Raw genomic sequence first — 13,907 nt, forward strand, 5'->3', positions numbered from 1 at the left:
GCCAGCGCAATGCCGCGCTTTAAAGAAGCACTTACGTAAGCTCACTGAATGATAATGGATAAATCATGCAGAATGCATCGCATAGAATTCGTGTTTATCAGGCCAGTGAATGCCCTGAACTCACGCGACTGGATGTCAGTAAACTTGGCAGGGCTTATCATAAGATACCCAAAATAATCAGTGTTAAATTTGACAGCATTGAAGCCCGATTAGGGATATTCTTTTTAAAGAAATATCGCCTTAACGCCCTGTTGAATAATATGACGTTTGATATTGATTATCATTGCAAAAATGCACAGATTTTCTCTACGCCCTATGGAAACATCGGCTTCGAAATAAATCGTCAATTTCTATTGAGTATTTTGCACACCTATTATGGGTTAAGCAAAGAAGGTAACCCGGTATCTTTAGATCTCACCCAATCGGTAACAAAAACAGAAGACAGATTAAAAACAAAACTGGGTCATGAGTTATTACAGCTGGTCATGGTCAAAGAAGTTTTAGCTGAAACGCTTGAGCTGAAAAATGATTACACCTCGGTGATCCATCAATGGCCCTATGCAGTTCAGTTCTGGCTGGAAGGGTATGACGAACATTGTTTTTCGATTCTGTTGGATGCGCATCATGTTGATTTACTGCTCGCCAGTTCGCGGGTAGATAACAATAGCAATGAGCCTCAGGCTAAAAACCTCTCCTCTGAACAAATTGAGCATATGTTCACAAATATGCCGCTGACGCTGACGGGCCGTCTGGTATCCATCAACCTGACTGTTGCACAGCTATTAAATATTGGACCGGGCGATATTATCCCCGTTTCACTAAATGAACCTTTACCGGTTTTTATTGAAAAAGAACAGATTTTTAGCTCAGTCGTTGCTGAAGAACGAGGAAGGTTATATCTATCTGAATTTACTGACAAAACGCCAGAGATGAAGTATGAGTGATCAAAATGACCTGTCCATTGATTTTAATCTGGACGAAATCGACCTGCCAGAAACTACCGGACATGAAGCCGACGTTCCGCTCAGTAAAACGGTAGAAAAGACGGCGACTGAAAGCCGCAGCGAACAGTTGCGCAAAATGGCGTTGTTCAGCCGTATTCCCGTCAATCTGACCTTAGAAGTGGCGTCAGTGAGCATTTCACTGGCTGAGCTGATGACCATTACCAACGACAGTGTGATTGAGCTGGACAAAATGGCCGGGGAACCGCTGGATCTGAAAGTGAATGGCATTCAATTCGGTAAAGCCGAAGTGGTGGTGCTTAACGACAAATACGGCCTGCGTATCATTGAATTCAGCAATCACGATTTAGGCAAACTGACGCAATGAGTCGAACTTTTCGCTCTGGTGGCCTGGGGTTACTGCTGTTAACCGGGCTATTGATTTCGCCTCACCTGCTGGCGGCTAATGGGGATATTACCCTGTTGAGCACCACCAGTAACGGTACGGGCCAGGATTACAGCGTCAAGATTGAGATTCTGATCCTGATGACCCTGCTCGGCTTATTGCCGATCATGGTGCTGATGATGACCTGCTTCACACGCTTTATTATTGTGCTGGCTATTTTGCGCCAGGCGCTTGGCTTGCAGCAAAGTCCGCCGAATAAAATCCTGACCGGTATTGCACTGGCGCTCACCATGCTGGTGATGCGCCCGGTGTGGACCACGGTTTATGACCAGGCCATTGTTCCGTATCAGAATGATGCAATTACGCTAAAAGAAGCCCTGAACACCGCTGAACAGCCACTTAAGAAATACATGCTGGCTCAAACCAGTAAAACCTCTATGGCACAGATAATGACAATTGCCGGCGAGAAAGGGGATCCCAATGCCATGGATCTCAGCATTGTGGTGCCCGCCTTTGTGCTGAGCGAGCTGAAAACCGCGTTCCAGATTGGCTTTATGATTTACATTCCGTTCCTGATTATCGATCTCATCGTCGCGAGTATTCTGATGGCGATGGGGATGATGATGCTGTCGCCGCTGATCGTCTCTTTGCCGTTCAAGCTGATGCTGTTTGTTCTTTGCGATGGCTGGAACCTGATAGTCAGCACGCTGACGACAAGTGTTCAGGGAGTCTCAGGATGATGACCATGGATACCGCCGGAGAGATCATGTCCGGCGCCATTATGTTAGTGCTGATTATTTCAGTGGTGGCGATTGTCCCAAGCCTGTTGGTCGGCCTGGTGGTGAGTATTTTCCAGGCGACCACGCAAATTAATGAACAGACGCTGAGTTTTTTACCGCGCCTGGTCGTGACGTTGTTGGTTCTGGTGGTGGCGGGAAAATGGATGTTGATCAAGCTGTCAGATTTCACGATTGAAATTTTTCATCAGGCTGCACGGTTGGTTGGCTAAACCATTATGGGCTTTGACATCCAGACCTTGATCGCCCCGTTAATGGCCGCTTTTCTGCCATTTGTCCGCATACTTTCGTTTATTCACTTCAGCCCGGTCTTTGACCAACGCTCTATTTCACGGCGCATCAAAATTGGACTCGCGATTGCGCTTACTGCGGTTATCTCCCCGATGTTGCATCAGGCGGTGGTGTTAACTGAGCTTCTGTCGATGCGAAGTGTGGTGCTGATTGGCGAGCAGATCCTGTGGGGCTTTTTGTCTGGTGCCATGCTGCAACTGGTGTTTATCGTCCTCCAGACTGCCGGACATATTCTTTCAATGAATATGGGGCTCGGGATGGCGGTGATGAACGATCCGAGCAACGGTAATTCCACCACGGTGATTTCCCAAATTATCTTTGTTTACAGCGTGCTGCTTTTTTTCACCCTGGACGGACATTTGCTGCTTGTGACCATACTGTATAAGAGCTTTACCTACTGGCCGCCAGGCCAGGCAATCACCTCACTTTCGTTGCAAACGCTAGTGCAAAGCCTTGGCTGGCTCGTCTCCTCAGCGGTGTTAATCGCGCTACCGACCGGCTTTGTCATGCTGATGGTGCAGGGTTCGTTTGGCTTGCTGAACCGCATCTCCCCTACCCTCAACCTGTTTTCATTAGGTTTCCCTATCAGCATGCTGTTCGGGTTGCTGTGCCTGGCATTAATGGTGAGCAACATTCCTGAACACTATCTCAGCCTGACGAACTACATTCTCGGCAAACTTGATGCTATCCGGGTTTACTGATGTCAGGTTCAGGAGATAAAAGCGAAAAGGCCACCCACGGCAAACTTCGCAAAGCACGAGAAAAAGGGGATATTGCCCGCTCAAAAGACTTAACCATGGCCGCAGGCCTGGTCACGTCTCTTATCACCCTGATGCTGTTTTTCCCGTTCTATCGGCAGTTGGTGCAGGACTCCTTTTTTTCCGTCGCCACCATGGCGAGCAAGCTCAACGACGATGCAGCACTTGAGCAATTTCTGATGCACCATGTCTGGCTGCTGCTGAAATTTATCCTGACATTAGTGCCTATCCCGGTGGTTTGCGTGCTGACAACCCTGGTGCCTGGCGGTTGGGTTTTTACCCCCAATAAGCTGCTGCCGGATTTTAAAAAGATCAGCCCCATTAGTGGCCTGAAACGCATGTTTTCCGCCAGCCACTACGTTGAGGTGCTGAAAATGCTGCTGAAATGCAGCGTGTTAATGGCCGTCTTATGGTCATTGATTCAGGATAATTTGCCTGAATTACTCGGGTTGCAGCGCATCTGGTTGCGCCAGGGAATTGAAGAAGGTTTGCATATTCTGCGTCAGTCATTCTGGTGGCTGCTCGGCGTCATCATTCTCTTTGCCTTTATTGATGTCCCGTTATCCATTTTTATGTTTATGAAAAAGATGCGCATGACCAAGCAAGAAGTGCGCGATGAACATAAAAACAACGACGGGAATCCGCAGGTAAAAGGCCGTATCCGCCAGTTGCAACGACAAATGGCGCAGGGGCAGATTAATAAAGTCGTACCAGACGCAGATGTGATTTTAACTAACCCGACGCACTATGCCGTGGCGTTGAAATATGACCCGGATAAAGCACAGGCGCCGTTTATCGTGGCTAAAGGCATCGATGATATCGCGCTCTATATCCGCGAGGTCGCCGCACAACATCAGGTAGAAGTGGTGGAGTTTCCACCGCTGGCTCGCGCCATTTATCACAGCACGCGGGTCAATCAACAAATCCCTTCCCAGCTATTTCGCGCCATTGCTCATGTGCTCACTTACGTGATGCAAATTAAAGCGTGGCGTAATGGACGCAGCGATATCAAGCCGCAATTGAATACGTATATGGACATCCCAAAAGAGGTAACGAAAAGCGATGGCAAACGGTAGTTTTAAACATTATTTCAATCTGATACGGCGCAGTAACGTGGGCATTCCCCTGTTATTGCTGTGCGTGCTGGCGATGGTTATGTTGCCGCTGTCACCCCTGGTCCTCGATATACTGTTTACCTTTAATATTGTGCTGGCGGTGATTGTGTTGCTGGTTTCGGTAAACAGTAAACGCCCGCTAGATTTTGCAATATTCCCGACCATTTTGTTGATTACCACACTGATGCGTTTGACGCTAAACGTTGCGTCAACCCGTGTGGTGTTACTGCATGGTCACGAAGGTGAAGGAGCCGCAGGTAAAGTTATCGAAGCCTTTGGCCAGGTGGTTATCGGCGGTAATTTTGTTGTCGGCTTCGTGGTGTTTGTCATTCTGATGATCATCAACTTCGTGGTGGTCACCAAAGGGGCTGAGCGTATTTCAGAAGTCTCCGCCCGATTTACCCTCGATGCGCTGCCCGGCAAACAAATGGCCATTGATGCCGACCTGAATGCGGGGCTTATCAATCAGGAACAGGCGCGTATCCGGCGACAAGATGTGTCCGGTGAAGCGGATTTTTATGGCGCGATGGACGGCGCCTCAAAATTTGTGCGTGGCGATGCGATTGCCGGGATCATGATCCTGATAATCAACATCATTGGCGGTATCTGTATCGGTGTTTTTGCCCATAATCTGGATGTCGGCCATTCGTTCCAGCAATATGTTTTGCTGTCCATTGGTGATGGCCTGGTCGCGCAAATCCCTTCCCTGCTGCTTTCAACGGCAGCAGCCATTATTGTTACCCGAGTCGGTGACGGTAACGACATCAGCAGCGAAATAAACACGCAACTGCTGGCTCGCCCTTCCATCCTCTATACCGCCGCATTCGTGATGTTTGTGTTGGCTATCGTGCCAGGCATGCCGCACATCGCCTTCCTAAGCTTTACCGCCCTGCTGTTGTTTGCTGCATGGAAACAGAGCAAACGGGTATCGGCCCCGCAGCCAGAAGTTGAAATAGAAGCCATTAACGAAGCGATTTCACACGATAATCCGCCCGTTATTGACTGGGATAGCATTCCTCAAGTGGAACCGATTGGCCTGAATCTCGGCTATAAACTGGTGACTCTGGTGGATACCACGCGGGGAAGCCCACTGTCTCAACGTATTCGTGGTGTACGGCAGGTGATTTCTGAAACCTGCGGCGTGCTGTTACCCGAAATTCGCATCAGGGAAAACTTCCGCCTGAAACCTTCGCAATATGCCATTTATATCAATGGCATTCGCATCGCGACCGGTGAAGTGCACGCGGACAAATTAATGGCGATACCCGGCGCGGAGTTGTATGGCGAGATTGACGGCGTACTGGATACTGACCCGGCTTACGAAATGGCCATCACCTGGATTTTACCGGAGCAGAAAGCCAAAGCGCTTAATCTGGGATATCAGGTGGTGGATTGCGCCAGTGTGGTCGCCACCCATGTGAATAAAATCGCCCGTAACTATTTGCCTGAACTGTTTAATTACGACGATATTACTCACCTGCACCACCGTCTGAGCCAGCAAGCACCAAAACTGGCTGAAGACCTTGTATCGCAGCTTAACTACAGTTTACTGCTGCGTGTTTATCGCCAGTTGTTGCTGGAGCAAATCTCGCTTAAAGACATTAATACTATTGCGGCAACCCTGCTGGAAAGTGCTGCGCTGACCAAAGACCCGGTGTTATTAACCTCAGATGTGCGTTTCGCTCTGCGCCGCGCCATAATCCATAAAATTAATGGCGAGAAACGCAGCCTGCAGGCGTATACGCTTGATAATGAGCTGGAAAACATTCTGCTTAATGCACTTAATCATGCGCAGCAAAGTGGAAAAGTCGGGCTGGATAACTTCCCGGTTGACCCGAATATTCTGACGCAGTTGCAGAACACGATGCCGATGATTCAGGAACATATGAAAGCGCAGGGAATGCCGCCGTTGCTGCTGGTTACGCCGCAACTACGGCCGCTGATTTCCCGCTATGGCCGCCTGTTCGCTTCCGGTTTGCATGTGTTGTCTTACAACGAAGTTCCTGATGAAGCAGATCTGAATATTGTCGGAACGCTGGCCTGACAGCGAGCCCAGCGTCGGGTTGAGAAAGGCGCTGGGCTATTTGAGTATGTAAGTTTTCACAAAATCTATTTTCTTCATCGGGCGGGAAAAAAGAAAGCCCTGAGCCAACTCGACATTGTGCTTGAGCAACATTGAGGTTTGCGCCATCGTTTCAACGCCTTCAGCGATAATTGAAGCGTTATTTTTATGCGCCGCCAGAATGAGCTGATGGGTTTTCTCGCTATGACCGGTTTTCAGACAATCACGATCCAGCTTGATAAAATCGCACTCTGCCAGGGCCTGCCGGTTATGCACGTCATCAATGGTGGCTATATCATCCCAGGCAAAAGCAAAGCCTTCATCCTGTAAGCGTTGAATATTTAGTTGACCGACTGGCGATAATGCTTCAGCCGATCGGGTTATCTCAAAAATCACACTCTTCGGCAATATCCCATATTCATTCTGCAGATCAATAATAATTTCCGCAAAGCCTTCGTCATTAAGCTGACGGGTTGCCAGATTAATGCTGAGGAAAAAATCAGGTTTCTCCTTTAACACATCTTGCTGAAGAAACTCAAAAGCTTTACCGATAATGTATTTACCTACGTTGATAATTCCGTCGTTCTCTTCAAGCTGTTGTAAGAATTTTGCAGGCTGAATAATATTGTGGCGATGTACACCGCGTAATAACACTTCAGCACCAACGCACTGAAAAGTTGATAAATTAAATATAGGCTGGACGAAGAAATCCACTACTCTTGAATATTCACAGTGAGTGATTTTTCTTAAAATAAAATTTGAGCCAATTTCGCTCATGTTACACCCTCTTTATAATACGGGAATGGGGAATTTCTACGTTAGATCGACGCATGAGAAGAGATAGCGCTGGGCAAAAATATGGGGTTCGAGAGGAGCAGAGTAATAATATCCCTGACAGACCTTAACGTTTTGTTGAAGCAACCAGTCTCGCTGCCAGGCATATTCAACACCCTCGGCAACTAACTGGAATTTGTCTGCCAGGCATCGTGAGATAATGTCCTTTGTCAGAGGTAGATGGGGTTCTTTCAAAAGACTGCGGTCAAGCTTAATCACATTGCTGGAAAATTCCGGGCTATTTTTATTCAGATCCTGATGACTGCGAATATCATCCCAGGCCACAATAAAGCCATGCTGTTGTAACCCTTTTGCGTTTTTCCGGCCTTGAGTACTGAGTTGAATCTCTGTTTCAGTGATTTCAATCATGACTCTATGGCTTGGGTAGCCTGCAGCATCCGTAATAGTTTTAATTTTCTCAACCACTGCACAGTCGTTGATTTCTACGGGAGAAAAATTACTGCTCAGGACAAAATCACTTTGTTGATGTAACCGGTGCTTCCTGGCAAAATTAATAGCACTGCGCAGGACAAAGATGCCTACCTTGCCGATATCGTTATTCTCCTCCAGCAGGCCGATAAAGTTTTCCGGAGAAACAAAGCGGCCCTGAGCCTGACCTCGAACCAGCGCCTCAGCACCTGTACAGTGGCCATCAGACAAACGAATAATCGGCTGATAATAAACACAGAGTGCGAGCTCAGGGTTTCCCTGAGAAATATGAGTCAGTATGACGTTAATATCCTTGTGGCTGACCGTCATTTTCTCTCACCTCCCTGTTAATGGTTAAATATGAAGCTGCCCTGTTCTGCACAACCCGCTCCATGGTTTATTCACACGCTCTGCAAATGGTATTTTTTCCGGCATGCTTGGCTTCATACAAGGCTTTATCGGCTTTGATGATGATATCCTGGGCGGTTTCACCTTTGTTCCAGCGGGCAATACCACAACTGAATGAGACCTTTAAAGGGGTTTCTCGCCAGACTCGCTGGCCCACCGCAACACGCCAGGTATCCATTAAATTGAAACAGGTTTCAAAATCGTCACCCGGGAAGATGACCACTAATTCCTCGCCACCAAAACGATAAACGTCGTAGTCAGGTTCGAGGACAGATTTCCCGACATTACTGACATACTTAAGTACCGAGTCGCCTACGGCGTGTCCAAACGTATCATTTATTTTTTTGAAATTATCGAGATCCACGATCGCCAGGTGGAACAGTATGTTGTTTTGAATGAGTTCATTGAGTTTGTCATCAAACCTGCGGCGCGTACCGATACCGGTTAATGCATCTTCACCTGAAATTCGGCGAGCTTCTTTGAGTTCGACATGACTTTGTTTAATGCTGTTATAGACGCGTTCCAGATCCTGAGACTCACCCTCATAACTAATACCATGCATGCTCATATAGAGACGGCTAATAATGCCTTTGATATAGACACGGCATAAGCAAATCAAAATTATATAAATAATCAAACAAATCGCCACGATGCAAATGAGTGTTTGTGGCGCTTTGCTAATAAACTCATCGTACATGGCTTTATCGACAACGGTAAATGCCACCCAGTAGGGTTCAGAAAATGAATGATAGAAAATAAACTTCTCTGACGCTTCATCATAAAAGCTACCTTCTATATCGATAGCTTTTTCAAGCCATTTTATTGGAACCGAACGATGGAAAATTTTTTTATCATTGGAGTGCATGATGATACTACCGTCTCTTGCCGCCACCAAAAACCGCCCTTCAAAAGGGGTAACAATATTCCGTAATGGCGCACTCATGGCATATAAGTCGAGGTCGAAAGCAATGTTGCCATATTTCAGCAACTCTTCATCAAACAGATCCATACTTACCGTGATCGCGCGGTCCGTCTTTTTTTGCGGATCAGGTAGTAAATCCTGGTATGGTTCAGAATAATGGACACCATTTTGCTGTTTGATGCCTGGATACCATGGGCGTTTGGACGGAAAATAATTATCAAACTTCATGTCAGGATAGATACGGTATTGGTTTTGGTTATCTGAAATAATGGCCGCATCAAAAAAGGTCAGTGTATTTACCATCGATGCAAAAATTGAATGCAGGACATCATGCTCATTATCAATATAGCCCTGCATGCCTTTGTGTGTGATTCGGCTGTTGAGGATCTTAAAGACCATCTCTATCTCTTCGAGCTGCCGGTTGACACTTTCCATTGCCGTATTATGGGTAAAACGACTCAGGCTATTTTCAAACACTTCAATATTATCTTTACGGGTATAGTCAAATGTCCACACCGAAACCATTATGAATGGAATGAGCATCACTAAAAAAAATAAGGTCAAAATGTGATTTACGGTGAACAACTTTTTACTGGCTTGCATATCATGATTCCATTCTGAGTTTGGCGTAACGTGAAACTGATGCCCTTGACGCCAGACCTTCACACTTCATCAGCATAAAACGACACACCAGCATCCAGTCTTAAATCGCAGTTTGAAAAATCTGCTTTGCCACCTTCGCCGGGCCTTTTCCCTGCTCAATGCCAGGCTTCGTGGCATCTGTTCATTAACCATTCAAATTCAAACAACTGCCAAACAAATAATTAACAAATACAACACAAACACTTTGAAACACCATTTCACAATTTGAATAACATTGTTTCTTTTGTGATGTGCATATCAGATAACGCTTAATCCCGAGTGCTAACATGATGTCGCTTTAATCTTGATTATTAAAAACTACCTTATTCAGACAAAAATAGAGACGACAGGGTAAACAAATGGATATTTTATTAGGGTTAGTGAAAACTCCCGCAGTCATCATTGCGATCGTGGCATTTCTGGGTTTATTATTTCAAAAAGCATCGGTTTCCCGATTAATAACAGGAACCGCACTTTCTTTTATCGGCTTTACGATGATAAAAGTCGGTGGAAGTATTTTGATGAAAGTGCTAACGGCCTTTAGCTCTCTGTTCTCTAAAGCTTTTGATATTGTCGGGGTTGTGCCGAGTAACGAAGCTATTATGGCGGCGACCATAGACAAACTGGGTGCAACAGCGGCTTTAATCCTGTTGTTCTCAATGATTTTAAACATTCTGATTGCACGTTTTACACGTTTTAAATTCATCTATCTGTCTTTGCATCTGGTTTTATTTATGGCATTTGCGCTGACAGCCGTTCTTATGCAGTTCGGATTTAGCAATACCGAGATGGTCGTCATATGTTCCCTGCTTATCGGGTCGTATATGGCAGTCTCGCCATTTATTCTTAACCGCTTTAGCCGCCAAATTATCGGTTCGGACGAATATGCGATTTCTCACGCCGCTATCTCCTCATATATTATTGGCTCCTATATGGGGAAATGGTTTGGTAACAAAACTACCGATACTGAACATCTGAATATCAGCAGTAAGTTTGATTTTATCCGCGAACCTAATATCGCGACGCTGTTAACCATGTTGGTGCTGCTGCTTATCTCTTGTATCTTCGCCACGCAGCCGCAGGTTAAAGATGCGATGACCATGGTATACGGTGCCGGGGCCGGTGATAAAAACGTGGTCATTTTCGTTCTTGAACAGTCGGCTATTTTTGCCTGCGGCCTGTATCTTGCCAAAGCCGGTGTTAACCTGTTCACGGCTGAAATCGTGCCCGCGTTTAAAGGCTTTGCTCGTGTGTTTGCACCCGGTGCGGTGCCCGCTGTAGACGTGATGGTACTGTTTACCAAAGCCCCTAATGCAACCTTAATCGGCTTCCTGGTGAGTTTCGCCGTTGAGCTGGTGTGTATCATTATTTTCCCGTTCATTGGCTTACCGATTATTGTCCCGGGGATCATGGCAAGCTTTATTACCGGTGGTGCAGCAGCCATCTTTGGTAATGCGACCGGTGGTTTCCGTGGCGCGATTATCGCCAGTGGTATTAACGGGTTACTGTTATGCGTACTGCCTGCCCTGACCTTGCCGATTTTCTCCCAACTCGGCGCTCATGGCGTTACCTTTGCAGACCCGGACTTTACTATCCCGTCACTGATCCTCGATTATATTCTGCGGATTTTCTATTAATCGAGACTCAAGCATGGATGCCCGGAATCATCTCTTCGGGCTCCAGATATAAAGGGCAGGCATTGAGATCTCTCTATGCCTGCCCTTCCTCTATTTCAGAGCAATAGCTTAACTTAGCCAATGCGAAGTCCAACATCCCCCGTGACTCAGCCACAAAAAAATTAACCAAATAAAAACCATAGAAGCCTTTAAATCAACAGGTTAAACCTGCGAACACTCACATTCCAAAACCAGGTTATCTCTTAGGCTGTGCGGTATAACTCACGCAGTGATCGCTCATAAGAGGTGCCAATACCATGATGAAAACACGGGTGGAGAAACAGGTAATCACGCTGGAAGAGCTGCTTGAAGCTAAGGAGCGCAGGGTGCAGCGGCAGCAAGACTGGCTGACGAGTTATCAACAACCGGTTATCTCGCTAACACTGGTAACGCCCGGCCCTGTAAAAGACAACCTCCGTTACCGCAACTGTATGGCAGTGGCATTACAGGCTTGCGATCAATTGTTGTGGCAGCGCCGCTGGCAGGTGTCGAACCGCCAGGTGTTTTGGATGCCGACGGGTGCCGAAGCCATATGGTCGGTGGCACATCCGGCGTTAGAACTGAAAGCATTGATGGTCAATCTGGAGCACAGCCATCTGCTCGGACGATTGTGGGATATTGATGTCCTCTGCCCCGAACAAGGCCCGGTAGGACGGCATACCCTGGCACTCGCCGGGCGACGCTGTGTCGTTTGCGACCAGCCAGCCCATGTGTGTGCGCGCGCGCAAAGCCATCCTTTAGTTGAAGTGACGCAACGTGTCGAGGAGCTGCTTGATGGCTGGTTTGCCAGGGATTGAGGTTCCAAAAGTTGCGGTATTACCCCAGGTCGACGTTTGCCGATTAGCACAGCAAGCATTGTGGGACGAAGTTTGGTTAACCCCGAAACCCGGCCTGGTGGATAGCGCCAATAATGGTTCACATCGTGATATGGATTTGGCTCTGTTTCTCAAGAGCATCACCGCCATTGCGCCATGGTTTAGCGCCTTTCACTCGTTAGGGGTTGAGCATTCTGGCCGCGCTGCAAAAGAATTATTAAACCTGATCCGTCCGACTGGTATCGCCTGCGAACAAGCCATGTATCAGGCGACCTGGGGGGTGAATACTCATAAAGGCGGCGTGTTTTCGCTCGGCCTGTTGTGTACTGCTGCCGGGCGGCTGGAAGGTCAAAAAAGGGCAATCACCGCGTCGTCGTTATGCGAAACCGTCAGTGAAATATGCGCGGGTCTGGTGGAGCGAGAACTGATCAACTCCTGTAAATCAGCGACGGTGGGTGAACGTCTTTATCAGCAACTTGGTTTAACTGGCGCACGCGGTGAAGCAGAAACTGGTTTTATGACCGTACGCGAGCATGTCTTGCCTTACTGGTTTGAAGAATCCGAGTTACCGCGCCGTTTGCTAAACGCTTTGCTGCGGTTGATGGCGCATAACCCTGACACCAATCTTGTCTCGCGTGGTGGGGTTGCCGGGTTGCAATATGTGCAGCGTTACGCCACACGTTTACTGCGCCAGCAATGGACAATTGAGGATATTCGCGAGATGGACGCTAACTTGATTGACCGTAACCTTAGCCCCGGTGGAAGCGCAGATTTACTGGCGGTGAGCTATATACTGGCAAACATCGGGATGTAATCGATAAAGTCAAAATGGTTTCGCAGGCTACCACGCACTTTCTCATGCTGCAGTAGCCTGCAATATCTCTCTTCGTTATCTAGTTTATAAATATTGGGCCCGCCGGAAACTGGCTAAGAAACCAGGTCACAGCCAGCAAATCCACACTGCCGCTCGGGCACAAGTTGCGTTCGATCAACTCATCATCCAACTTTTGCAGTGCTTCAATTCCCCCTTCAGCCAGTACGCCACCGCGCCAAAGCAAGTATTGCGCCTGCTGTTGCACAAAGTACAAACCTTCCAGCCCGCCACGAGATACCAGGTGAGAATCGTCGTTCCACGCCATCAGATGCAGCAGGGTTTGTAATAGCGCCAGTTGAGTATCACCCGTCTCGTGAATCACTCGCTGAAAAGTCGGCAACGCCAGCGTGCGTACGGTACGAAAACCGCTTTCCGCCTCACCACGCGCACCGCTAAATCCATAACGCAAAAACTGAGTTTCGCTGTGACCCGGTTGCCCTGTTTTTGAGGCCAGTTCCCGCTCGACCAGGTTACGACATAAACTCGCAACCTGATGACACAAGCGGTTGTGTTCAATCGGCTGGTTTTGCGCCATCAGGCGCCCAATAGCCGCGCTTAATAAACCAAAAGCAAATACCGCTCCGCGATGAGTCTTCACTCCACCATTCACTTGAAGAATGTCCGTTTCGCAGGCGATACCCACGGGTCGCAGCATCGTTAATACTTGCTGCGGTTGCAGAGCCGCACTATCGTGTCCCATCACGTAAAACTTCTTCATCCATGACATCATCATCTGGACTCCGGCTTCATAGCTCGCCAGATTGACCGCCTGCTGTGATCCGGTATTACGAATGTCCAACAGCCCTGGTTTCGGGGTTAAATGCAGGCTTTTCAGTAGTGCCTGTCTGACTAAATTCGCCACTTCTTCGGCGCGCAGGTTTTCACTGGCCTGCTGGTGTCTTTCAACGTGGCTGGCTTCGCTCATCACTTTCAATTC

At 47.6% G+C, this 13,907-nt stretch carries 14 protein-coding genes; 10 read left to right on the plus strand and 4 right to left on the minus strand.

From position 1 onward, the window contains the following. The first annotated feature begins 65 nt into the window (after positions 1 to 65). The 7 genes from WBL83_RS03685 to WBL83_RS03715 are packed head-to-tail and all read left to right on the plus strand — an operon-like array spanning position 66 to position 6,352. Positions 66 to 944 (plus strand): FliM/FliN family flagellar motor switch protein, encoded by an 879-nt coding sequence (locus WBL83_RS03685; protein ID WP_424587852.1) that lies wholly within the window; start codon positions 66 to 68, stop codon positions 942 to 944. Continuing rightward, positions 937 to 1,329, plus strand: a complete 393-nt coding sequence (locus WBL83_RS03690; RefSeq protein ID WP_424587853.1) for a FliM/FliN family flagellar motor switch protein — start codon at positions 937 to 939, stop codon at positions 1,327 to 1,329. The genes WBL83_RS03685 and WBL83_RS03690 overlap by 8 nt, the downstream gene beginning before the upstream one ends. After that, positions 1,326 to 2,087, plus strand: a complete 762-nt coding sequence (gene fliP, locus WBL83_RS03695; RefSeq protein WP_424587854.1) for a flagellar type III secretion system pore protein FliP — start codon at positions 1,326 to 1,328, stop codon at positions 2,085 to 2,087. Before WBL83_RS03690 ends, fliP begins: the two co-directional genes overlap by 4 nt. Further along, the gene (fliQ, locus tag WBL83_RS03700; protein WP_034457387.1) at positions 2,084 to 2,356 is read left to right on the plus strand and encodes a flagellar biosynthesis protein FliQ; all 273 of its coding nucleotides are present in this window, start codon (positions 2,084 to 2,086) and stop codon (positions 2,354 to 2,356) included. Before fliP ends, fliQ begins: the two co-directional genes overlap by 4 nt. A gap of 6 nt (positions 2,357 to 2,362) precedes the next feature. Continuing rightward, a complete protein-coding gene (gene fliR / locus WBL83_RS03705) occupies positions 2,363 to 3,136 on the plus strand; it encodes a flagellar biosynthetic protein FliR (protein WP_424587855.1) in 774 nt (257 codons plus the stop codon). Further along, entirely contained in the window at positions 3,133 to 4,269 is a 1,137-nt protein-coding gene (gene flhB / locus WBL83_RS03710; RefSeq protein WP_424588035.1) for a flagellar biosynthesis protein FlhB, read from the plus strand. The genes fliR and flhB overlap by 4 nt, the downstream gene beginning before the upstream one ends. After that, positions 4,256 to 6,352, plus strand: a complete 2,097-nt coding sequence (locus WBL83_RS03715) for a flagellar biosynthesis protein FlhA (RefSeq protein WP_424587856.1) — start codon at positions 4,256 to 4,258, stop codon at positions 6,350 to 6,352. Before flhB ends, WBL83_RS03715 begins: the two co-directional genes overlap by 14 nt. A gap of 36 nt (positions 6,353 to 6,388) precedes the next feature. On the opposite strand, the gene WBL83_RS03720 is transcribed toward WBL83_RS03715, so the two are convergent. From WBL83_RS03720 to WBL83_RS03730, 3 genes are all read right to left on the minus strand, one after another. Then, on the minus strand, positions 6,389 to 7,147 hold the full coding sequence (locus WBL83_RS03720) for an EAL domain-containing protein (protein ID WP_424587857.1): 759 nt from the start codon (positions 7,145 to 7,147) through the stop codon (positions 6,389 to 6,391). A gap of 36 nt (positions 7,148 to 7,183) precedes the next feature. Next, positions 7,184 to 7,963 carry an EAL domain-containing protein gene (locus tag WBL83_RS03725; protein WP_424587858.1) on the minus strand — a complete coding sequence of 260 codons (780 nt, stop codon included), beginning with the start codon at positions 7,961 to 7,963 and terminating at the stop codon, positions 7,184 to 7,186. A gap of 67 nt (positions 7,964 to 8,030) precedes the next feature. Next, positions 8,031 to 9,566 carry a sensor domain-containing diguanylate cyclase gene (locus WBL83_RS03730; protein WP_424587859.1) on the minus strand — a complete coding sequence of 512 codons (1,536 nt, stop codon included), beginning with the start codon at positions 9,564 to 9,566 and terminating at the stop codon, positions 8,031 to 8,033. Positions 9,567 to 9,964: 398 nt separating this feature from the next. Here WBL83_RS03730 and WBL83_RS03735 point away from each other — a divergent pair, with 398 nt between their 5' ends. The 3 genes from WBL83_RS03735 to citG (WBL83_RS03745) all read left to right on the plus strand — a co-directional run bounded on the left by WBL83_RS03735 (position 9,965) and on the right by citG (WBL83_RS03745) (position 12,910). Then, positions 9,965 to 11,242, plus strand: a complete 1,278-nt coding sequence (locus WBL83_RS03735; protein ID WP_424587860.1) for a PTS ascorbate transporter subunit IIC — start codon at positions 9,965 to 9,967, stop codon at positions 11,240 to 11,242. A 296-nt stretch (positions 11,243 to 11,538) separates the two neighbouring features. Further along, entirely contained in the window at positions 11,539 to 12,078 is a 540-nt protein-coding gene (citX, locus tag WBL83_RS03740; RefSeq protein WP_424587861.1) for a citrate lyase holo-[acyl-carrier protein] synthase, read from the plus strand. After that, a complete protein-coding gene (gene citG / locus WBL83_RS03745) occupies positions 12,056 to 12,910 on the plus strand; it encodes a triphosphoribosyl-dephospho-CoA synthase CitG (protein ID WP_424587862.1) in 855 nt (284 codons plus the stop codon). The genes citX and citG (WBL83_RS03745) overlap by 23 nt, the downstream gene beginning before the upstream one ends. 79 nt (positions 12,911 to 12,989) lie before the next feature. On the opposite strand, the gene citG (WBL83_RS03750) is transcribed toward citG (WBL83_RS03745), so the two are convergent. Beyond that, a complete protein-coding gene (gene citG / locus WBL83_RS03750; protein ID WP_424587863.1) occupies positions 12,990 to 13,895 on the minus strand; it encodes a triphosphoribosyl-dephospho-CoA synthase CitG in 906 nt (301 codons plus the stop codon). Between the last annotated feature and the right edge of the window lie 12 nt (positions 13,896 to 13,907).

The organism is Buttiauxella sp., assembly GCF_049686335.1.
GTDB lineage: Bacteria > Pseudomonadota > Gammaproteobacteria > Enterobacterales > Enterobacteriaceae > Buttiauxella.

What these genes read in the sequence shown, in the direction of transcription:
- WBL83_RS03685 (WP_424587852.1), top strand. Translation starts at nt 66, where the DNA reads ATGCAGAATGCATCGCATAGAATTCGTGTTTATCAGGCCAGTGAATGC.
- WBL83_RS03690 (WP_424587853.1), top strand. Translation starts at nt 937, where the DNA reads ATGAGTGATCAAAATGACCTGTCCATTGATTTTAATCTGGACGAAATC.
- fliP (WP_424587854.1), top strand. Translation starts at nt 1,326, where the DNA reads ATGAGTCGAACTTTTCGCTCTGGTGGCCTGGGGTTACTGCTGTTAACC.
- fliQ (WP_034457387.1), top strand. Translation starts at nt 2,084, where the DNA reads ATGATGACCATGGATACCGCCGGAGAGATCATGTCCGGCGCCATTATG.
- fliR (WP_424587855.1), top strand. Translation starts at nt 2,363, where the DNA reads ATGGGCTTTGACATCCAGACCTTGATCGCCCCGTTAATGGCCGCTTTT.
- WBL83_RS03715 (WP_424587856.1), top strand. Translation starts at nt 4,256, where the DNA reads ATGGCAAACGGTAGTTTTAAACATTATTTCAATCTGATACGGCGCAGT.
- WBL83_RS03720 (WP_424587857.1), bottom strand. Translation starts at nt 7,147, where the DNA reads ATGAGCGAAATTGGCTCAAATTTTATTTTAAGAAAAATCACTCACTGT.
- WBL83_RS03725 (WP_424587858.1), bottom strand. Translation starts at nt 7,963, where the DNA reads ATGACGGTCAGCCACAAGGATATTAACGTCATACTGACTCATATTTCT.
- WBL83_RS03730 (WP_424587859.1), bottom strand. Translation starts at nt 9,566, where the DNA reads ATGCAAGCCAGTAAAAAGTTGTTCACCGTAAATCACATTTTGACCTTA.
- WBL83_RS03735 (WP_424587860.1), top strand. Translation starts at nt 9,965, where the DNA reads ATGGATATTTTATTAGGGTTAGTGAAAACTCCCGCAGTCATCATTGCG.
- citX (WP_424587861.1), top strand. Translation starts at nt 11,539, where the DNA reads ATGATGAAAACACGGGTGGAGAAACAGGTAATCACGCTGGAAGAGCTG.
- citG (WP_424587862.1), top strand. Translation starts at nt 12,056, where the DNA reads ATGGCTGGTTTGCCAGGGATTGAGGTTCCAAAAGTTGCGGTATTACCC.
- citG (WP_424587863.1), bottom strand. Translation starts at nt 13,895, where the DNA reads ATGAGCGAAGCCAGCCACGTTGAAAGACACCAGCAGGCCAGTGAAAAC.